20 protein-coding genes are annotated in these 19865 nt (G+C 46.1%); 9 read left to right on the forward strand and 11 right to left on the reverse strand.

From position 1 onward, the window contains the following. Nucleotides 1–125: 125 nt before the first annotated feature. A complete protein-coding gene (locus C3Y98_RS12395; protein WP_135278967.1) occupies nucleotides 126–1214 on the forward strand; it encodes a M48 family metallopeptidase in 1089 nt (362 codons plus the stop codon). A gap of 94 nt (nucleotides 1215–1308) precedes the next feature. Here C3Y98_RS12395 and C3Y98_RS12400 read toward each other — a convergent pair whose 3' ends face one another. The 6 genes from C3Y98_RS12400 to C3Y98_RS12420 form a co-directional block, all read right to left on the reverse strand. After that, nucleotides 1309–2082 carry a 3'-5' exonuclease gene (locus C3Y98_RS12400; protein ID WP_135278969.1) on the reverse strand — a complete coding sequence of 258 codons (774 nt, stop codon included), beginning with the start codon at nucleotides 2080–2082 and terminating at the stop codon, nucleotides 1309–1311. Nucleotides 2083–2146: 64 nt separating this feature from the next. Further along, nucleotides 2147–2563: a YdbL family probable chaperone protein gene (locus C3Y98_RS12405; protein ID WP_135278971.1), complete on the reverse strand. Its 417-nt coding sequence runs from the start codon at nucleotides 2561–2563 to the stop codon at nucleotides 2147–2149. A 54-nt stretch (nucleotides 2564–2617) separates the two neighbouring features. After that, entirely contained in the window at nucleotides 2618–2794 is a 177-nt protein-coding gene (locus C3Y98_RS12780) for a hypothetical protein (protein ID WP_167759943.1), read from the reverse strand. Between the two features lie 103 nt (nucleotides 2795–2897). Continuing rightward, entirely contained in the window at nucleotides 2898–4793 is a 1896-nt protein-coding gene (locus C3Y98_RS12410) for a YdbH domain-containing protein (protein ID WP_245234380.1), read from the reverse strand. Next, nucleotides 4732–5619, reverse strand: a complete 888-nt coding sequence (gene cysM / locus C3Y98_RS12415; protein WP_135278973.1) for a cysteine synthase CysM — start codon at nucleotides 5617–5619, stop codon at nucleotides 4732–4734. Before cysM ends, C3Y98_RS12410 begins: the two co-directional genes overlap by 62 nt. 42 nt (nucleotides 5620–5661) lie before the next feature. Further along, entirely contained in the window at nucleotides 5662–6156 is a 495-nt protein-coding gene (locus tag C3Y98_RS12420; protein WP_135278975.1) for a disulfide bond formation protein B, read from the reverse strand. Nucleotides 6157–6209: 53 nt separating this feature from the next. Between C3Y98_RS12420 and xseA the strand changes: the two genes are divergently transcribed. The 8 genes from xseA (at nucleotide 6210) to C3Y98_RS12460 (ending at nucleotide 15438) form a co-directional block, all read left to right on the forward strand. Continuing rightward, entirely contained in the window at nucleotides 6210–7439 is a 1230-nt protein-coding gene (gene xseA / locus C3Y98_RS12425; RefSeq protein WP_135278976.1) for an exodeoxyribonuclease VII large subunit, read from the forward strand. 101 nt (nucleotides 7440–7540) lie between these two features. Then, nucleotides 7541–9424 (forward strand): potassium transporter Kup, encoded by a 1884-nt coding sequence (locus C3Y98_RS12430; RefSeq protein ID WP_135278978.1) that lies wholly within the window; start codon nucleotides 7541–7543, stop codon nucleotides 9422–9424. A gap of 245 nt (nucleotides 9425–9669) precedes the next feature. Further along, nucleotides 9670–10515, forward strand: a complete 846-nt coding sequence (locus C3Y98_RS12435) for a M48 family metallopeptidase (RefSeq protein ID WP_209308801.1) — start codon at nucleotides 9670–9672, stop codon at nucleotides 10513–10515. A 130-nt stretch (nucleotides 10516–10645) separates the two neighbouring features. Beyond that, the gene (gene dapD, locus C3Y98_RS12440) at nucleotides 10646–11473 is read left to right on the forward strand and encodes a 2,3,4,5-tetrahydropyridine-2,6-dicarboxylate N-succinyltransferase (protein ID WP_135278980.1); all 828 of its coding nucleotides are present in this window, start codon (nucleotides 10646–10648) and stop codon (nucleotides 11471–11473) included. A gap of 21 nt (nucleotides 11474–11494) precedes the next feature. Further along, nucleotides 11495–11848, forward strand: a complete 354-nt coding sequence (locus C3Y98_RS12445) for an ArsC family reductase (RefSeq protein ID WP_135278981.1) — start codon at nucleotides 11495–11497, stop codon at nucleotides 11846–11848. After that, nucleotides 11845–12984, forward strand: coding sequence for a succinyl-diaminopimelate desuccinylase (dapE, locus tag C3Y98_RS12450; protein WP_135278983.1), 1140 nt, complete (start codon nucleotides 11845–11847; stop codon nucleotides 12982–12984). The genes C3Y98_RS12445 and dapE overlap by 4 nt, the downstream gene beginning before the upstream one ends. Nucleotides 12985–13053: 69 nt before the next feature. Continuing rightward, entirely contained in the window at nucleotides 13054–13959 is a 906-nt protein-coding gene (prmB, locus tag C3Y98_RS12455) for a 50S ribosomal protein L3 N(5)-glutamine methyltransferase (RefSeq protein WP_135278985.1), read from the forward strand. A 336-nt stretch (nucleotides 13960–14295) separates the two neighbouring features. After that, nucleotides 14296–15438: a methyltransferase gene (locus C3Y98_RS12460; RefSeq protein WP_135278987.1), complete on the forward strand. Its 1143-nt coding sequence runs from the start codon at nucleotides 14296–14298 to the stop codon at nucleotides 15436–15438. A gap of 66 nt (nucleotides 15439–15504) precedes the next feature. Here C3Y98_RS12460 and C3Y98_RS12465 read toward each other — a convergent pair whose 3' ends face one another. The 5 genes from C3Y98_RS12465 to C3Y98_RS12485 all read right to left on the reverse strand — a co-directional run bounded on the left by C3Y98_RS12465 (nucleotide 15505) and on the right by C3Y98_RS12485 (nucleotide 19858). After that, the gene (locus tag C3Y98_RS12465; RefSeq protein WP_135278989.1) at nucleotides 15505–15897 is read right to left on the reverse strand and encodes a hypothetical protein; all 393 of its coding nucleotides are present in this window, start codon (nucleotides 15895–15897) and stop codon (nucleotides 15505–15507) included. Nucleotides 15898–15964: 67 nt separating this feature from the next. Then, entirely contained in the window at nucleotides 15965–17089 is a 1125-nt protein-coding gene (locus C3Y98_RS12470; protein WP_135278990.1) for a pseudouridine synthase, read from the reverse strand. Between the two features lie 242 nt (nucleotides 17090–17331). Beyond that, a complete protein-coding gene (scpB, locus tag C3Y98_RS12475; RefSeq protein WP_135279080.1) occupies nucleotides 17332–17871 on the reverse strand; it encodes an SMC-Scp complex subunit ScpB in 540 nt (179 codons plus the stop codon). Further along, on the reverse strand, nucleotides 17864–18649 hold the full coding sequence (locus C3Y98_RS12480; RefSeq protein WP_135278992.1) for a segregation and condensation protein A: 786 nt from the start codon (nucleotides 18647–18649) through the stop codon (nucleotides 17864–17866). The genes scpB and C3Y98_RS12480 overlap by 8 nt, the downstream gene beginning before the upstream one ends. Before the next feature lie 6 nt (nucleotides 18650–18655). Further along, nucleotides 18656–19858 (reverse strand): tryptophan--tRNA ligase, encoded by a 1203-nt coding sequence (locus C3Y98_RS12485; protein WP_135278994.1) that lies wholly within the window; start codon nucleotides 19856–19858, stop codon nucleotides 18656–18658. Nucleotides 19859–19865 lie beyond the last annotated feature (7 nt).

A 19865-nucleotide genomic window follows, 5' to 3' on the forward strand; every position in this document is an offset into this window, starting at 1 on the left:
AACTAGAAATGAGCACGCAAATGACCGCTGACCTCAACAATTAAATACTGCTATGCCGGAAAACAATCAAGTAACAATAAAAAACGTTTTGCTTTATAACTAACAATAACAATAAGGAAATCAACATGCTTCCAGTTAGATCTACCCTGCTAATCTCAGCTTTACTGCCGTCGTTAATACTCATCGGCTGTGCTGCACCGCAAACGCGTGCGCCCAGTATTAACAACGCAACCACCGATGCTGAAACAAAAAAACAGCAGGAACTAGTGGTTGAAGACTACATGAGTAACTATAAAAAACTGCAAAATGTTTCTTCACGCATTATCACTAACGGCACGGATTTATGTGGAGATAAAACATCCAGTTACTATGGGTTTAACTATTGGAATCAAGATGGCTTTAAACCAGCCTGGAAAGAGATCACCAAATCTAAATACAACTTGGATGAAAAATTCAGGATTCTGCACGTCGTAGAAAAATCTCCCGCTGAAAAAGCTGCACTGAAAGAAGGGGACGTTTTAGTTTCTATTAACCACTGGCTAGTACCAATTGGTAAAGATGCAGATAAACAGTTAGCGCAAAAACTGGCGGAGCAAGGTAAAAGCCTAGGCCCTGTCGAGCTTGCTGTATTAAGAGATGGCGCCGAACATAAAGTATCCATCACACCAGTCAAATCTTGTGACTTTCAAGTGCACCTAGCACCAGATGACACCAAAAATGCTTATGCAGATGGTACCAACATTGTCATGTACAAAGGCATGATGGACTTCTTCAAAACCGATGAAGAGATGGCACTAGTACTTAGCCACGAGCTTGCACATAACGCCATGAAACACATCGAAGCTAAAAAGAAAAATGCAACCACCGGCGGCATCTTAGGCTTATTACTGGATATTGCTGCCGCAACTGCAGGCGTTAATACCAATGGTGACTTTAGCCGCATGGGCGCTGGCATTGCTGGCAATGCGTACTCGGTTGAGTTTGAGCAAGAGGCGGACTATGTAGGCCTATACATCATGCAAAAATCCGGCTTTAACATTGATAACGCGGCTGGTTTCTGGCGCAGAATGGCAGTGAATAACTCTCAAGCCATCACCATTAAATCGTCGCACCCTACTACACCACAACGTTTTGTAGCGATTGAGGAAACCGTAAAAGAAATTAAAGGAAAAATTGAAAAGGGTGTAGTACTGACCCCTGAACTTAAGAAATAGCGATTAAAGCAATAACCAGCAGAAACGACAAAAGAGCTAATAGGAACGGCCCTACTAGCTCTTTACTGTTTACTCTTGGGCACTCTCTTGCAGACTACTTCCAAGCAGCCAGAAACTCTGGCCAATGCGGCGCGGTATAACCTGATAACGTATCACGCACTAGCTCGATTTCTGCGGCATAAGCCTCAGGCGTCAAGTGGCCGCGCATCAATTGGAACCTCAAATAAACCAGATGTGTGTTGGCCACATCAGTTTCACAATAATCTCTGATTTCAGCAATCTTGCCTGCCTTATACGCATCCCAGACCTTGCTGCCATCCATACCTAGCTTACCCGGGAAGCCGCACAGTTTGGCCAAATCATCCAGCGGTGCATTAGCACGGGCATTAAACATTGCCATCACATCCATCAAATCTAAATGCCTAGTGTGATAACGGCTGATATAGTTATTCCACTTAAACTCTTTATCGTCTTCGCCTAAATCCCAATAGCGGCTGGCATTAATACCATGAATCAATGCGCGGTAATGCAGCACAGGCAAATCGAAGCCACCACCGTTCCAGGAGATAATTTGCGGCGTATATTTCTCGATACCATCAAAGAAGCGTTGAATAATTTCAGCTTCTGTTGAGTCCGGGTCACCAAGTGTCCATACTTTAAAGTGCTTGCCTTCACGTAGCGCACAAGAAATGGCGCAAACACGGTGCTGATGTAAAGGTAAAAACTCCGTGCCATTTTGCTGGCGGCGTTGGTGCAAGGCAATATTCGCTACATCTTCATCCGAAACGTCAGCGGGTAAATCCAATAAGCTACGGATACCATCGGTATCAGGAATGGTCTCAATATCAAAAACTAAAGTAGGTGTCATGTCAGGGCTTTATTAAAATCTAAGAAAACTCGGAGTAAAGAAAAGGCGAAATAATAAATCTCGACTACTTTTTGGTCCAGCCACTGGCTCCCTGCACCCACCATCCGCCTTGCGCTTTATCAATCCAACGGCTTGCAAAGGTGTTTTGAATTTCAGCTTGCCATTCAGGATGGCCGTTTGCTGTCGCAATCTCTTGGTACAGTTTAGCGCGGTCTGCATTCTCTGCCGCCACTACCCCGTTTAAGCCTGCACGCTCTTTAAGCGGCACAGCATTCGCATCACGTACCGCAATCAGGCCATCTTTGGTCAAGCCAATAGCGCCACTTGCATAATGCGAAGCAAGCTGGGCATGGCGAGCTTGCATACTGCCCTTAATCGCAGAAATTGCCGGGGTATTTACTTCTAAATCTGCAGCAGCCACTACTACTTGGTTTGCAAGCATCACCACCAATAACATCACACTGAATAATATTTTTTTCATCATCATTCCTTCAATTCAATCATTTATTTGCTTAAATTTAAGCCGTACTTCAAGTTACTGAGGCTCTACCGTAGTTGTGCTTGGCTTTTCCGCGCCATTTTTCAGCTGCCATACATCATCAATAATCTTATCCGCGGCTTTTTCTGCGGCAGCTGCCGGAAAATAAATGTTAATAGTGACGCAAGCGGGTAAAGCGCATGCCAGTAACAAGGCGATTGACCAGTTTTTCATTACCTATCCTTTTATCATTGAATGTATTGCGTTAAAACTATTTTAATTCAGGGCGCTTAGTGCATCATATATATTGCAGCATTTATCCAAAATGCACAGTGTGCTAACGCACTACAGCCTTAGTGTTGCCATCAATCACGCGCTCAATACGCGCTAACAGCTCGCTCCAGCCTACTGTCTGATTGTACCCCATCACCGTAATCGCAGGGATGCCACTTCCTTTAACGATAATGTACCCATGCGCGGTTGACTCCACACCACCCATTTCGCAAATATCATTGCGTAAGCGGCAACTTAGCCCCATCTTGCCGTAATTAAACTGCTCAAAAAAACGTAAAAAACTACGCTGCACGGCAGCAGCTGCCCCACCGCCACCTAATGCTGAAATATTTTCTACCGCTCGTTGTGAAATCTTTTTGGGATATTTACCTGGGCTACTCTGTATCCGAGCATCAAAGGTCACCGGCTTCCAGTTTTGCAGCTCCAAGCCTTTAATATCGCCATCCAATTTACCTTCAATGGCTCCAAATGAAAATGTTCGGGTAAGCTCGCCTAGCTCTAAATTTCTTAAGGCAATATCCGCATTTAATTTAGGTGCAATGCCCAAGGGCGTGCGCATAGTCAGCTGTGTGACCGTCGCTGTGCCATTAAATACATTGAGTACCACACTGCCATCCGTAGTGAGTATGCCGCCACTGTAGGTCACTAAAGGAATTTGCGCTGACGCCTTACCTAACATTCGTGGCAGCTTAAGTTGCGTACTAAAGCCTTCCATCGAAATTGGCTCCAACTTAGCGCTCAAGTGCCAAAACCACTCATTGTGCAGACGCGTTGCGGATAGATTAGATAAGCTTAAAGCACCATCTAACACTGGCAGACGAATATTAGGCGCAGTGATTGCATAGCGGTTCACCTCTGCATTAATTTCGGTTTGACCTAACGGCAAATTGAGCAAACTGCCACGCGCATAACTCAAGCGTACTGGGTTGGATGCCTCGTAACTCCATGGGATATTTGCATTTAGCTGATAAAAAGCAAACTTATTATTAATATCCACCACATCTACATCATTCAGCTGCAAATTGAATGATTGCAACTCTGTATTTTTTACTTTAAGTTGCAATGCGGCCGTGCCATCAATCGTCGCATTATTAAATGCGGTATTGCCTAACAATGGCTTGAACAGCAAAGGATAAGCCGCACCAAGATCTAGTTTTGGTAGTTTGGCATTAAAATCCAGCAGCTTAAAGTCACTAAGACGCACAGCACCATCCGCATCCAGCTCACCCACACGGTTAATTTTAAAATGCGCCTGATTAACCTCAAGCACATCATCTCTTAACGTGCCAGCCGCCTGTAACGCATGACCGCCACTTTCAATATAAAAAGGTTGCCAGAATACTTCACCAGTTTGCCAATCCAGAGAGGTCCGCCAACGCCACCCTTGCGCTTCGCGTTTTAGTGCAATGGCCATTACACCGCTCAGCTTTTCTGCGGCATGCAACCCAGCTTCATCACTAAAGCTGCCGCCCTTTAAGTATAGAGCCGCATCAACATCCAGCTGATTGCGCTGAAATAAATGGTTGATATCCAAATTAAAAGGCAAATCTAGGCGTGCGCTTTTTAAGCGACCATTGTCACAGCGCACCGCATCAACACTGCGCCGTTGTGGCAGATTGCAACTGAGATCTAGCTGCGTCCACGCATTCGGTTTGTGCTGCACATCTGCTTCTGCTGGTTTTAATGCCGCATGTAACGTAACGCTAGGTTTAGGCTGGGTCAGCTGAACCTTCAGTGCAATGTCTTTGGCAGTGCCCATTGCATGCTCAAGACGCTCTACGCTGATAGAAACCTCAGAAACCGCATGTGCAGCAATGCTATAGCAGATTAAACAGCAAACACTAACAATGCGACTAAGCGCGATCATATTGGGTGTACTACGACGGATAAACACCTGTAGAGAGGTAACGATCACCTCTGTCACACACAATGCTGACAATCACGGCATTTTCCACACGTTTAGACAATTGCAATGCGGCATACAAAGCCCCTCCGGATGAAATGCCGGCAAATATACCTTCCATTGTGGCTAATTTACGTGTGGTATCTTCGGCATGCTTCTGGCTCACGTAAATCAGCTCATCCACTGCACTGGCATTATAAATACTCGGCAGATACGCTTCCGGCCATTTACGAATACCAGGAATTTGCGCCCCTTCTTCAGGCTGTACGCCCACAATTTGAATATTAGGATTTTGCTCTTTCAAAAAACGTGAGGTACCCATGATAGTGCCAGTTGTGCCCATGCTAGATACAAAATGTGTGACTTTACCCTCGGTATCACGCCAGATTTCAGGGCCCGTCCCCTCATAATGTGCTAATGGATTGTCTGCATTGCCAAATTGGTCAAGCACAATACCTTCGCCTTCTGCCTGCATTTTCATGGCAACATCGCGTGCTAGTTCCATACTGCCGTCTTTAGGAGTCAGCACCAACTCTGCGCCATAGGCCTTCATGCTTTGGCGGCGCTCTACGCTCTGGTTGTCTGGCATGACCAAGATCATTTTATATCCACGCATCGCCGCCACCATCGCCAGCGCGATACCGGTATTGCCGCTCGTTGCTTCAATCAAAGTATCGCCCGGTTTAATCTCGCCACGGGCTTCTGCACGCGTAATCATCGAATATGCAGGTCTATCTTTCACTGAACCGGCTGGGTTATTCCCCTCAAGCTTCAATAAAATAGTATTACTGGTATTCCCCGCCATACGTTGCAATTTAACTAATGGCGTATTGCCGACGAAGTTGTCTATCGTTTTGTACATTCAATCAATTCTCTGCTGTTTCACATCTGTTGTCATTTAGATTTACTTTTTACTATTTAATTTAAGCAAATACACGGCATACGCACCAAAACCGATAAAAGCGATAAGCGACATCTGCGGGATAGTCAGCCCTAAAAATGTCCAGTCAATCGCAGCGCAATCACCAGTGCCTTTAAACACTAGTGTCAAGGCTTTTTGTAATGGGAAGTTCTCAAACATGTAATCAAAACCCACGCCACAGTCTGCAATCATCTCTTCTTTATGTGCTTGTATCCACCAATGGCGAATGGCAACACCCGCGCCGCCCAATGCTGCCAACACTTGAAATAGTGATTGAAACTTCAAGCACTTAGGCACCAATGCCGCCACTAAAAACAAAACACCCAGTGACATAAACACGATACGCTGTGAGATGCACAACGGACAGGGCTCCAAGCCGAATTTTGTTTGTATCCACAATGCCAGCCCAACCAACGCAAAGCAGCCCACAAAACCTATGAAATAACCTGTTCGTCCAATAAGAATTTTATTTAGCATGATGTCCGTCACGATATAATCTCAAAAAATCATTTTAACGGATTAAGCCCATTTTGACAGACTTCGCAGCAAATTTATCTCAGGAAGGCAGTTCCAACGCTAAAGTGCTGACTGTCAGCGAACTTAACCGCATAGCAAAAAATATTTTGGAACAAAGCTTTCCACTGTTTTGGGTCTCTGGCGAGGTGTCTAACTTTACGCGTGCGGCCAGTGGCCATTGGTACTTTTCACTCAAAGATGCAGGTGCGCAAGTGCGTTGCGTCATGTTTAAAGGTCGCAATAGTTACGTTGACTTTACCCCGCGTGAGGGAGATAAAATCGAAGCGCGCGCCACAGTGACACTATACGAAGCACGTGGCGACTTTCAGCTTACGGTAGAGTTTGTGCAACGTGCAGGACTAGGTGCACTATTTGAAGCGTTTGAAAAACTGAAAAGAAAACTCAGCGCTGAAGGTTTATTTGATGCTGACATCAAGTGCGCAATTCCCAAACACCCCAAACAAATTGGCGTGGTAACCTCTGCCGATGCCGCCGCATTAAGAGATGTGCTCACCACACTCAAACGCCGCATGCCCAACATCCCGGTTATTATTTACCCTACCCCGGTGCAAGGCAAAGGTGCCGCGCAGCTTATCGCCAATGCAATCAACACAGCGCATGAACGTGCCGAGTGTGATGTGCTCATTATTTGTCGCGGTGGCGGCAGTATTGAAGACTTATGGCAGTTTAATGAAGAAATTGTCGCCCGTGCGATTGCCAACTGCACCATCCCAACCATTAGCGGCGTTGGGCATGAAACCGACTTCACCATCTGCGACTTTGTGGCCGACACTCGCGCGGCAACTCCCACTGCCGCCGCAGAACTGGCAACACCGTCGCGTGCAGATATACTGAATAAAACTAATCAGTTAAAGCTACAGTTGGCAAAAAACATGCAATTTGTACTAAACCAGAAATCTCAAGCTTTAGACTACCTAGCACGCAGAGTGATTTCACCATCACAGCAAATCGCACAGCAAAAAAACCAGGTCATACAGTTAACTAATCGCCTGAACAATAGCATCAGCCAGCAATTACAGCGCAAGCAACAAAACCTGCTGCGCCTTAACCAGAATCTACAACACCTAAATCCACAGGCAGTACTCACGCGCGGCTACGCTTTTGTACAAAACAAATTAGGTAATATCGTCAGCACCAGCAGTCAATTGCAAAATGGGGATGAAGTCACCTTAACTTTTGGTTCAGGCTCTGCTGAAGCCAATATTACAAAAATAAAACACTAGGCGAATTAATTTTTCAATCGAAACAAATACAAATTGATTGGTTTAGTACAGAAATTGACTGATAATAGCCACCTCAATTATTAGCATGCAATCAAACGACAATGTCATCAGCCTCTGGTAACAACACCAATCGCTCAGCACTTACACTTGCCGCACTAGGCGTGGTTTTTGGAGATATTGGTACAAGCCCCCTCTATACCATTAAAGAAGTGTTTTCAGTTGGAGCACATCCGGTACCACTCACTGAAACCAATATGTTTGGTATTTTATCGCTTATTGTTTGGGCGCTTATTATGGTGGTGTCGGTTAAATACGTCGCATTTGTGATGCGAGCGGATAACCGCGGCGAAGGTGGCATTATGGCGCTGCTGGCACTGGCGAGTCGCAACGTTGCAAAAAACCCGGAAAAACAGCGCAACATCATGCTATTAGGCATTTTAGGTGCTTGTATGTTTTATGCAGATGGCATTATTACCCCTGCAATTTCAGTATTATCAGCGGTGGAAGGTTTGGAAGTTTCCGCCCCAATTCTGCACCCGCTTATCCTCCCGATTACACTGGTCGTATTATTTCTCTTATTCTGGGCACAAAATAAAGGTACCGCACTGGTAGGCGCTTTTTTTGGCCCTATTATGCTGATATGGTTTAGTACCTTAGCAGTATTGGGCATCCATGGCATTATGCAGTACCCGGCCATCATCAATGCGCTCAACCCGATTTACGCTATCCACTTCTTCCAACTCAGCCCTTGGATTGCCTTTGTGGCATTAGGCGCGGTGGTGCTGGCGGTAACTGGTGCTGAAGCACTCTATGCCGACATGGGGCACTTTGGGCGCTTTCCGATTCGGATGGCATGGTTCGGCTTTGTATTGCCTGCACTCATCCTGAACTATTTTGGACAAGGCGCACTCGTGCTCAAAAATCCAGCTACAGTCAAAAATCCTTTTTACCTGCTTGCGCCTGAATGGATGTTATTCCCGCTAATTATTTTAGCGACCATGGCGGCAGTAATCGCCTCGCAAGCAGTGATTACCGGCGCGTTTTCCGTATCACGCCAGGCATTGCAACTGGGCTTTTTGCCACGTATGCATGTATCGCACACCTCTGAAAGCCAACAAGGGCAAATCTACATGCCGCGCGTTAACTGGGGGCTAATGATTGCGGTTATGGTCCTTGTCATCGGCTTTGGTTCATCAGGCAATCTGGCAGCAGCCTACGGCATTGCTGTGACCGGTGATATGGTGATTACCACCCTACTGGCTGGCATTGTGTTCCACAACTTATGGGGCTGGAGCAAACTGCGCACCGGTGCCTTGGTTGCCCTATTTTTAACTGTTGATATCGCGTTCTTTAGTGCCAACGTACTTAAAATTCCTGATGGCGGCTGGGTGCCGTTAATCATTGGCGTGGTCATTTTCACCTTGATGATCACCTGGAAAACTGGCCGCAACATGCTGTACAAGCACCTTAAAAACGAAGCGATGGCATTGGATCCTTTCATCGAAGCCATTAGTGCACACCCACCAATGCGTGTTGCCGGCACTGCATTATTCATGACCCCCAACCCAGAGGGCGTACCGCATGCCATGTTGCATAATCTGAAGCACAATAAAGTGCTGCATGAGAAAGTGGTGATCCTGACAGTGAAGTTCTTAGACTTTCCGCGTACCGCACCTAGTGACCGCGTGACCGTTGAAGTCTTACCGCATGAGTTTTACCGCGTGACGGTGCAGTACGGGTTTAAAGATGAGCCAGACTTACCTAGAGACCTGGCACTGTGCGCAGAAAAAGGTTTGGTGTTGGAGGCAATGGACACCTCCTACTTTATCGGTAAAGAAATTTTAATTGCACATGAATCACCAGAAATGGCTTACTGGCGCAAAAAAATATTTATTGGGCTGTTCCGCAGTGCAGAAACAATTACCAACCAGTTTAAGCTACCACCCAACCGTGTGGTTGAACTTGGGACGCAAGTCACCTTCTAACACTGGGTAAGATGTAAATCTTGGGGAAAGCAGAGTAAATCGTCAAGCGAGATGAAATACAAGGCCTACGAGACGCAGGAACCGAGATAGTGCGGCATTCAGCGAAGTTGCAAATACCGAGCAACGAGGCGATTCGCTGAGTCAGGCACTTGTTTCGTGCTTTCCCTTGTTTAGTTATCGCATGACATTCAACCAAACCGCATGTCATGCGTTACTGTTTAGACCACGCCTACGGATTAATAAAAATGATACCTCTATTCAGATTCAAACGATCCAGCCTCATTATCTCAGCAGTATTCATGGCTTACTTAAGCGGCTGCGCCACCACAACCCAAGACAGCGTATCCGGGGTAAAACGTACTCAGTTACTACTCCTGCCGGAGTCACAAGTCACCACCATGTCGACTCAGGCTTATACCCAAACCTTGCAAGAGGCTGAAAAGAAAAAAACCCTCAATGCTAATAAAACGCAGCTTGAGCGCGTACGAAAAATCTCCAACAGGCTCATCGCTCAGGTCGGTGTATTTAGACCAGATGCCTCCCAGTGGAAATGGGAAGTCAACGTAGAAAATAATGACGAACTTAATGCTTATTGCATGCCTGGCGGAAAAATCATGGTGTACACAGGCTTGATAGATAAACTAAAAGCGACCGATGATGAACTAGCCGCCGTTATTGGCCATGAAATCGCCCATGCACTGCGTGAACACGGGCGCGAGCGCATGTCACAAGCATACGTGCAACAGTTTGGCTTGCAGGCCCTAGGCGCGGTGCTATCTTCCAGTACCGGCGCTGTTGTTGGTAATGCGTCCATGCAGGCAGCCAGCATGGGCTCACAACTGTTTTTTGCATTACCTAACGGACGCGAGCAAGAGCGTGAGGCTGATAAAATTGGTTTAGAGCTTGCCGCGCGTGCTGGTTACAATCCAGACGCCGCCGTCACCTTGTGGCAAAAAATGGAGGTGCAAGGTGGTGCAAAACCACCTGAGTTTCTTAGCACCCACCCAGCCAGTGCAAGCCGCATTGCAGAATTACGTGCATTAGCGCCTAAAGTTAGGCCGCTTTACAACGCAGCAAAAACTGGCAAGTAACCCTCACTGATAGCGATTACTCAAGCGTACAGCGTAAGTTGTGCGCTTTATTTTTGGGCTATTCTCCTGTTTGAGTTAAAATGTCGCATTAATTAATTTACCAACTTATTCAAAATCAATAGAGACTTTTATGGATCCACGTCAAAGCATTATAGAAGCAGCGTTTGAAGACCGCGCCAACATCAACCCAGGCAATGCATCTGCTGAAATCAAAGCTACTGTAGCGTCTGTGCTTGCAGATTTAGATAGCGGCAAACTACGTGTAGCTAGCCGTGTAGCTGATACGCAACAATGGGAAACACACCAATGGTTGAAAAAAGCAGTTTTGCTTTCATTCCGTCTGAAAGACAATGAGTTAATGGATGATGGCGTCACCAAATACTTTGATAAAGTACCGCCAAAATTTGCTGATTACACTGAAGAAGATTTTAAAGCAGGCGGCTTCCGTGTGGTGCCGAATGCAATCGTACGTCGCGGTTCATTTATCGGTAAAAATGCGGTATTGATGCCTTCATACGTCAACATCGGTGCTTACGTGGGCGAAGGCACCATGGTAGACACATGGGCAACCGTAGGTTCATGCGCACAAATCGGTAAAAACGTACACTTAAGCGGTGGCGTAGGTATTGGTGGCGTATTAGAGCCTGTACAAGCTGGTCCTACCATCATTGGTGACAACTGCTTCATCGGCGCGCGTTCTGAAGTAGTTGAAGGCGTGATTGTTGAAGATAACTGCGTAATCTCTATGGGTGTTTATATTGGTCAATCAACCAAAATCTATGACCGCGAAACAGGTGAAGTGTTCTACGGCCGCGTACCAGCAGGTTCTGTAGTGGTTTCAGGTAACTTGCCATCAAAAGATGGAAGCTACAGCCTTTACTGTGCAGTCATCGTGAAAAAAGTGGATGCTAAAACACTAGGTAAAGTAGGCATTAACGAATTACTTCGCGGTATTTAAGCTTTAGAAGCCCAAAATACAATGCTCACGCTTTATGGCATTCCAAATTGCAACACCGTAAAAAAAGCCCGCATTTGGCTTGATGAAAACGGTGTTGCCTATACATTTCATGATTTCAAAAAATCAGGCATTGATGCAGCAACGATTCAGCAATGGCTGACCCAATATCCTTGGGAAAAACTCATCAACCGTGCCGGCCTGACCTGGCGCGGACTTGATGAAGCAACAAAATCCAGCATTACCGATAACACGGCCGCCACGGCACTCATGCAAGCTAAAACCTCAGTGATCAAACGTCCTATTTTAGTCAACGATAACAAATTCATAGGCTTGGGCTTTGATGAAACTTTATACAGAGAATCCTTTCTACCATGAGCACAACTTTAGAGTTAGCAATCGACCTCCTGCAACGTCAATCAAACACGCCGCTAGATGCTGGCTGTCAAGAGTTGATGATTTCACGCTTAGAGCCATTGGGCTTTAAAATCGAGCGTATGCGCTTTGGGGATGTTGATAACTTTTATGCACGCCGTGGCACAACAGCACCATTGCTGGTATTTGCAGGCCATACCGACGTGGTACCGACCGGTCCATTAGATAAATGGCACACGGCACCATTTGAACCAACCATTAAAGACGGTATGCTCTATGCGCGTGGCGCAGCGGACATGAAAACCTCTTTAGCTGCGTTTATCACTAGCATTGAAGCCTTTGTGGCAGGAAATCCAAACCATCAAGGCTCTATCGGCCTACTAATTACCTCAGATGAAGAAGGTATCGCGGTTAACGGTACGGTAAAAGTGGTAGAAGCACTGAAAGCGCGCGGTGAGTTGATTGATTACTGTATCGTTGGCGAGCCAACCAGCAATAAAAAAGTCGGCGACATGATTAAAAATGGCCGTCGCGGTTCGCTCTCTGGCAACTTGGTGGTTAAAGGCATACAAGGCCACATTGCCTACCCGCACTTGGTAAAGAACCCCATTCACATGGCAGCACCCGCTATTAAAGATATGGTAGAAACGGTATGGGACAACGGCAACGAATACTTTCCACCTACGTCATGGCAGATATCCAATATGAATGGCGGCACAGGTGCTACTAACGTGGTGCCGGGTGAAGTAGAGATACTGTTCAACTTCAGATTCTGTCCAGAACTCGATGGCGCAGGTAGCACAGAGCAAAACTTAAGAAGCCGCGTGCATGCGATTTTAGATAAGCATGAACTAGAGTACACACTGGAGTGGGAGTACTCTCCGCCTTACATCACGCCACGCGGCAACCTTGTAGAAGCCATTTCTGGCGCTATTGAGCAGGCTTACGGCATTACACCAGAACTATCAACCACAGGTGGCACCTCGGATGGGCGCTTTATTGCAGACATCTGCAAACAAGTGATTGAGTTCGGACCGCTCAATGCAACCATCCATAAACTAAATGAATGTGTAGGCGTGGCCGATATAGAGCCACTGAAACAAACTTATCAATTAACCATGGAAAAGCTTTTGAAATAGCAGGTAAACGTGAGGCGGTTTGATCAAAGACCGCCTGTTTATATGCTCAATCCAATCGCTTACAAAATAATGACCTACAATCAAGAAACTACCGAACTGCTGACAATACGTGACTGGATCAGATTCGCCGTGAGCCAATTTGAAGTCTCCGACATTTTTTACGGTCACGGCACAGACAACAGCTACGACGAAGCGTTGTGGCTCGTCATGGGGGCATTGCACCTACCGCTAGATACACTTGATAACTTTCTAGACGCAAAGCTTACCAACAGCGAGCGCAGCAAACTCGCTAGCTTTGTAGAACAACGCATTACCAAACACACCCCCACCGCTTATCTGTTAAAACAAGCTTGGTTGCAAGGCTTTAAATTCTTTGTTGATGAGCGTGTGCTGATTCCACGCTCTTTTATTGCCGAACTATTAGTCAACGATGGTTTAGCGCCTTGGATTGAGTTCCCGGAGCTGATCAACAATGCGGCAGACATTTGCACTGGTAGTGGCTGTTTAGGCGTGCTATTAGCGGATGCATTCCCAGATGCGGCAGTCGATGTGATTGATATTTCACAAGATGCGATTGATGTGTGTAACATCAATATCAACAGCTACGGTTTACAAGACCGTATTACCGCCATTAAATCAGATATGTTTAGCCAACTAAAAGGCAAACAATACGACTTAATCATTAGCAACCCTCCCTACGTAGATGCACCATCCATGGCTGCATTGCCCGCAGAATATCGCAATGAGCCACAACTGGCCCTCGGCAGTGGTGTTGCTGGCCTGGACCATACGCATACCATTTTGCGCGAAGCTGCCAACTATTTGACTGAAGACGGGATACTCGTTGTTGAAATTGGCCACAACCGTGATGCAGTGCTCGAAGCTTACCCAGACCTACCATTTACTTGGCTAGAAGTGTCGTCAGGTGATGCTTTTGTATTCCTACTCACTCGCGATCAATTAGTAGCACTGTAGCAATTACAGCTAGATACCTATCAAACACCAGACGGCAAGCAAAGGATTACTTGCTGTCTAGTGATACACCCGCCGTCCAGCGCGCGAACAGCCTGCCCACACAAAGCGCTTTCCTATTAGTAAAGCACGCTGTGATAAGCACGAATATCAACAAACACATCCGCAATTAAAACGCTACATTCAGAATAAATACAGCCAGTCGCACATTGCGATTATAATTCGGCAGTATTCTCACTCTCTGTGACATAAAAAACTGTAACGAGAAGCGAATGTCAGTCGCCAACACGACGCAATAAAACCAACTATATATACAATTACCAGCAAGGTTAACCCATTTTGAACGACACCCCAACAATCAGCTGGCAAGAAGCTAGCAAAACCAAAACCAGCGTATGGCACTCTGAAAATGCAACACCTGCACCAAAAAAAGTACAGGTTGCAGACGACACCATCAAAGCCGATGCTGCTTACAAGCTATGCTGCGAAGGCACGGCACTGTTATGGCGCGGTGATTTTCAAAATGCAAAACAGCTGATGCAGGCCATCTCGCGCAGAATCGATCGCCCGGGTAAAAAGCCGAAAAAAGCACCCACCAATATGACGGAAGCGTTTCATTTGCATCGCCAAGCGCAATCACAAAAGGCTCGTATTTTAGGCATGTTATTGCTAGAAGTCAGTGTTGGCTATCATATCAATCTACGTCGTGCCCCAGATATCAAAGCTGCTTGCGAGCATGCCTACGGCAAAAGCACACAGTCATTTGTGGTGTCCTTACGGGAGATTCTAGGTTTAATCGGCGCTTACGAGTGGAGCAAAAATGGCGTAGAAATTAGTGTCATTAACAATAAAATCCACCCGAGCTACGGTGTGTTTTCACCGATTCGCGGAGAATACCTAACGCTAGTAGATACAGCGCCATTGCCAACTCCATGTACCACAGCGTTTGACATTGGTACCGGTACCGGCGTGCTGGCGGCAATACTGGCAAACCGTGGCGTTAAAACTGTTATCGCAACCGACAATGCGCAACGCGCATTGGACTGCGCACAAAAGAATATCAACCAGCTTGAGATGAAAAATGCAGTGACCGTGCTCAATGCAAACCTATTTCCAGATGAGTCATACGGCAAAGCTGATTTAATTGTATGTAATCCACCATGGTTACCAGCAAGACCAAGCTCAGTGCTGGAGTCTGCCATCTATGATGAGAACAGCCAAATGCTAAAAGGCTTCTTAAATGGCCTTAAAGCGCATTTAAACGATGCTGGTGAGGGCTGGTTAATACTTTCAGACTTTGCTGAACACTTAGGCTTAAGAACACGCGATGAGCTGCTGGCATGGATAAGCGCAGCAGATTTAAAAGTAATTGATAAAATGGACACCAAAGCATCACATAACAAAACACTAGATGCGAGCGACCCTTTGCATGCAGCAAGAAAAGCAGAAGTGACCTCATTGTGGCGTCTTACTAAGAAATAATCACTGACTGCAATAATAAAAATAGCCCATAAATGGGCTATTTTTAATTCACGATATATTTAAAGTTTATTTAGTGCTGACTTTTGTTTCAGGAACAAGAACAATAGTCACATCCTCAGGATAACGATACATTGCACCTGTAATCATGTCTGTGATTCCTAGATCTAGTAATACGCCTGTAACGCCTGCCCCCGTTGCACCACTTACAATCTTGGTAGTTGACTGTGCGTAACCTTCAGCATTACAAACAACGACAATATCATCCTTATCCTTACCTACTTGAATAATGTTAGATTTACCACTAATGCTACCAAGCTTACCATCTCCTACACGGCTAACTTCACAAACAGCCTCTTTAGGTTCTAGTTTAAAAGTAATTAATTGCTGAGTGCCCTGAGATATAGTGGCGCAACCGCTCACCGATAGTAGGATACCTAATGATATTAAATTCTGACGCATATTTATGCCTTATTATTATTTATTGAGTACAGGATTCTACATTAGAAGGCATCCGACAAAGTAACTATTAACCTCTGCCCCGATTCCTATCATTTTTCTTCTGCATCTGTGGCGCGTTTAAATCACTGGTCTGGCGCACACGACGATTAGCTGCTGGTTTTCTTGGTGCGGGTTTCTTAGCAGCTGTACCACGTGCTGAATCCGGTTTACCACGATAGCCCTTAGCATCGCCTTCAGCGGCATCACGCGGTGGCCTATCCAACGCACTAACACGTTGCTTACGTACTTTTGGCGTAAACACCGCGGTTGATTTTAATTTCTCGCGTTGTGTTAATTGGCGTAACGGTGCTTTTGGTACGGGCAAGTCTGCCCATTCTAATAAACCGACAACTTCTTTTTGTTCCAGCTTCAGCATTTTACCGCGCTTAACACGTGGAGGTAGGTTCACCGGGCCAAAGCGCACGCGCATTAGTCTGCTTACAGGTAATTGAAACGCCTCAAACAGCCTACGCACCTCACGGTTACGGCCTTCACGCAGAATCACCTGATACCAGTGGTTTGCGCCTTCTCCGCCCTGCGGGATAATGCTATCAAAATTAGCTGGGCCATCTTCCAGTTCGATACCTTCTTTAAGCTGTGCGATTTGACCTTCTGTCAATTCACCAAAAATACGCACTGCATACTCACGTTCTACTTCATAGCGTGGGTGCATAAATCGGTTTGCTAGCTCACCTGAAGTTGTGAATATCAATAAGCCACTGGTATTCATATCCAAACGGCCAATGGCAATCCATTTACCATGTTTCACTTTTGGTAATTTATCAAACACGCTCGCACGACCTTCCGGGTCGTCCTGGCTCACGATTTCACCTTCAGGTTTATGGTAAATCAATACTTGCGGTAACTCAGGCTCAAACGGCAAACGTAATGGGCGGCTATCTAAACGTACCACATCATGCTCAGTCACGCCTGCACCTACCTCGGCAACTTTACCGTTAACGGTCACACGGCCGCTGGCAATCAGCTCTTCCATGTCGCGACGCGAACCTAAGCCCGCCAATGCCAATAGCTTGTGCAAGCGTTGCGTTGGTACAGCTGGCGCATCTGGATCTACAGCAAGCGGTGTGAAATTGGTAGTTGGTCTGCGTACAGGACGTTGCGGATCGCGTTGTTGCTTAAAAGGACGTGCCATGATAATTCGCTAATTTGATTGAATATTGCAATTTTACCGCAGATAAAGTAAATCGCAGTAGATAAAATAGATTTATCACCAGTGATGACAGTGATATCGGCACTTAGGGTTGCAATATCAAGATTATTTTATTGAGATTAAGTGACTAGGTTTGCCGACTTTAGCTTGGCTGACTGTTTTGCAATTTGCAATCAAATCGCAAAAAAATAAAGCAGTCTGGCATGTTTACTTAGATGCGATTGTTACGCCCCAGGCTGCACAAATACTTCCATCGCCGGCAACTCATCCAAAGAACGTAAGTTAAAGTCATTCAAGAAATGCTTAGTGGTTGCATATAAAGAGGGGCGGCCCGGCACCTCGCGCTGACCAACCACATCAACCCAATCACGCTCTTGTAACTGACGCATCACATTAGGGTTAACGGCCACACCTCGAATCTCTTCAATATCACCGCGCGTTACGGGTTGGCGATAAGCAATAATCGCGAGGGTCTCCATCACCGCACGCGAGTATTTCACCTGTTTTTCTGGATGCAGACGCATTAAATAAGTCGTATATTTTTCCCGCGCCTGAAAACGATAGCCAGAAGCCACCTGCACCAATTCCATGGTGCGCTCTGCCCAATCCTGCTTTAATTCATCGAGCAGCATGCGCAGCGTTGCACGCTCCATGCGCTCAGTAAATAAGCGCAGCATGTCATCTAAAGACAATGGCTGATGTGAGGTCAGCAAGGCTGCCTCCAGCACATTTTTCAATTCACGAATATTACTGGCTTCACTCATCGCTGTTGATTTGTACATATATCGGTGAAAAAGCCTGCTGCTGAGTAATACGCAATAAACCTTCGCGTGCAAGCTCCAATATCGCTAAAAAACATACCACTAATTTTGGAATACCATCATGGGCGATATCAAACAGTTCGGTAAATTCCAGCATGCGTGCAGATTGTAGGCGACGAAGAATCAGGCTCATATGCTCTCGCACAGAAAGCTCAGCACGCCCTACTTTATGATGCTGAAAGTGGCTAGCCCGCTTCAGCACATTACGCCACGCCTCAGTCAGGTCAACTAAGCTGACTTCCGGTGGCTTCACTAAACTGATTTGTTCAAAATAGGCACTGGCAACGCTAATACCATCACCAACTTTCGGCATCTCATCCAGTCTCTGCGCTGCAAGCTTGATGGCCTCATACTCCATCAGGCGTCGCACTAGTTCAGCACGCGGGTCATCTTCTTCTGCGATTTCTGCTGGTTTAGGCAATAACATGCGTGATTTAATTTCAATCAGCATCGCCGACATCAGCAAATAATCCGCGGCCAGTTCCAGCTTGATTGCCCGCATTTTTTCTACATACTGCACGTATTGACGGGTTAAGTCCGCCATCGGAATATCTAGAATATCTAAATTATGTTTACGGATTAAATACAGCAACAAATCCAGCGGGCCTTCAAAGGCCTCTAGGTAAACCTCCAAGGCATCTGGCGGAATATATAAATCTTTGGGGAGGGTTGTGAATTCCTCACCCTTAATTTTTGCATTGCGCTGGGCCTCTATCACCATATAGCGCTAGCTATAATTCAACCCCATCGCATCACGCACATCACGCATGGTTTCACGCGCTAGCTTTCTTGCACGCTCGCAACCATCAGCAACAATGTTTTTCACTAAGGTTGGGTCTTCTGCATACTCTGCAGCACGTTCTTGAATCGGTTTTAGCTCTTTAAGCACACCCTCAATCACTGGGCCCTTACACTCAATACAGCCGATGCTTGCGCCTCGACAGCCAGATTGCACCCAATCTTGGGTAGATTTGTCTGAGTAAATTTCATGCAACTGCCATACTGGACACTTTGCCGGATCACCTGGATCAGTGCGACGAATACGCGCAGGGTCTGTCGGCATGGTTTTGATTTTTTTAGCAACGCTATCTACATCTTCACGTAATGAAATCGTGTTGTTGTACGATTTAGACATTTTTTGGCCATCTAAACCTGGCATTTTTGATGCCGGTGTTAACTTGTAGTCTGGCTCGATCAAAATCATTTTGCCACCGCCCTCAAGATAACCCAGCAAACGCTCTTTATCGCCCATGCTCATGCCTTGTTGCTCTTGAATCATCGCACGTGCTGTTTCCAAGGCTTCTTCGTCGCCACTTTGCTGATAAGCAGTACGCATTTCCTGATAGAGCGAACCACGTTTGCTGCCTAGTTTTTTAATCGCGGCTTCAGCTTTTTCTTCAAAACCTTTTTCTTTGCCGTAAATATGGTTAAAGCGACGCGCAATCTCACGCGTGAATTCAATATGCGGAATTTGGTCTTCACCTACAGGCACCTGTGTTGCCTTGTAGATTAAGATATCGGCACTTTGCAGTAATGGATAACCTAAAAAGCCATAGGTTGATAAGTCTTTACTTGATAACTTTTCTTGCTGGTCTTTATAGGTAGGCACGCGCTCTAGCCAGCTCAAAGGAGTAATCATCGAGAGTAATGTGTGTAACTCTGCATGCTCTGGTACGCGAGATTGGATAAAGATAGTCGCACTTGCTGGGTCTACACCGGCGGCTAACCAGTCAATCACCATTTCCCACACGCTTTCTTCAATCACCTCTGGCGTATCGTAGTGCGTAGTTAACGCATGCCAGTCGGCAACAAAAAACAAACACTCGTGTTCATGCTGCAAGCGTATCCAGTTTTTCAACACACCGTTATAGTGCCCTAAATGCAGATTGCCTGTAGGGCGCATGCCCGATAAAACGCGTTCTATTGCCATGTGATGA

The organism is Methylotenera oryzisoli, from assembly GCF_004661485.1.
Lineage (GTDB): Bacteria > Pseudomonadota > Gammaproteobacteria > Burkholderiales > Methylophilaceae > Methylotenera > Methylotenera oryzisoli.

What these genes read in the sequence shown, in the direction of transcription:
- C3Y98_RS12400 (WP_135278969.1), bottom strand. Translation starts at nt 2,082, where the DNA reads ATGACACCTACTTTAGTTTTTGATATTGAGACCATTCCTGATACCGAT.
- C3Y98_RS12480 (WP_135278992.1), bottom strand. Translation starts at nt 18,649, where the DNA reads ATGGTGATAGAGGCCCAGCGCAATGCAAAAATTAAGGGTGAGGAATTC.
- C3Y98_RS12445 (WP_135278981.1), top strand. Translation starts at nt 11,495, where the DNA reads ATGCTCACGCTTTATGGCATTCCAAATTGCAACACCGTAAAAAAAGCC.
- dapE (WP_135278983.1), top strand. Translation starts at nt 11,845, where the DNA reads ATGAGCACAACTTTAGAGTTAGCAATCGACCTCCTGCAACGTCAATCA.
- C3Y98_RS12485 (WP_135278994.1), bottom strand. Translation starts at nt 19,858, where the DNA reads ATGGCAATAGAACGCGTTTTATCGGGCATGCGCCCTACAGGCAATCTG.
- C3Y98_RS12430 (WP_135278978.1), top strand. Translation starts at nt 7,541, where the DNA reads ATGTCATCAGCCTCTGGTAACAACACCAATCGCTCAGCACTTACACTT.
- prmB (WP_135278985.1), top strand. Translation starts at nt 13,054, where the DNA reads ATGACCTACAATCAAGAAACTACCGAACTGCTGACAATACGTGACTGG.
- C3Y98_RS12470 (WP_135278990.1), bottom strand. Translation starts at nt 17,089, where the DNA reads ATGGCACGTCCTTTTAAGCAACAACGCGATCCGCAACGTCCTGTACGC.
- dapD (WP_135278980.1), top strand. Translation starts at nt 10,646, where the DNA reads ATGGATCCACGTCAAAGCATTATAGAAGCAGCGTTTGAAGACCGCGCC.
- C3Y98_RS12405 (WP_135278971.1), bottom strand. Translation starts at nt 2,563, where the DNA reads ATGAAAAAAATATTATTCAGTGTGATGTTATTGGTGGTGATGCTTGCA.
- C3Y98_RS12435 (WP_209308801.1), top strand. Translation starts at nt 9,670, where the DNA reads ATGATACCTCTATTCAGATTCAAACGATCCAGCCTCATTATCTCAGCA.
- C3Y98_RS12780 (WP_167759943.1), bottom strand. Translation starts at nt 2,794, where the DNA reads ATGAAAAACTGGTCAATCGCCTTGTTACTGGCATGCGCTTTACCCGCT.
- cysM (WP_135278973.1), bottom strand. Translation starts at nt 5,619, where the DNA reads ATGTACAAAACGATAGACAACTTCGTCGGCAATACGCCATTAGTTAAA.
- C3Y98_RS12420 (WP_135278975.1), bottom strand. Translation starts at nt 6,156, where the DNA reads ATGCTAAATAAAATTCTTATTGGACGAACAGGTTATTTCATAGGTTTT.
- C3Y98_RS12395 (WP_135278967.1), top strand. Translation starts at nt 126, where the DNA reads ATGCTTCCAGTTAGATCTACCCTGCTAATCTCAGCTTTACTGCCGTCG.
- C3Y98_RS12465 (WP_135278989.1), bottom strand. Translation starts at nt 15,897, where the DNA reads ATGCGTCAGAATTTAATATCATTAGGTATCCTACTATCGGTGAGCGGT.
- scpB (WP_135279080.1), bottom strand. Translation starts at nt 17,871, where the DNA reads ATGAGTGAAGCCAGTAATATTCGTGAATTGAAAAATGTGCTGGAGGCA.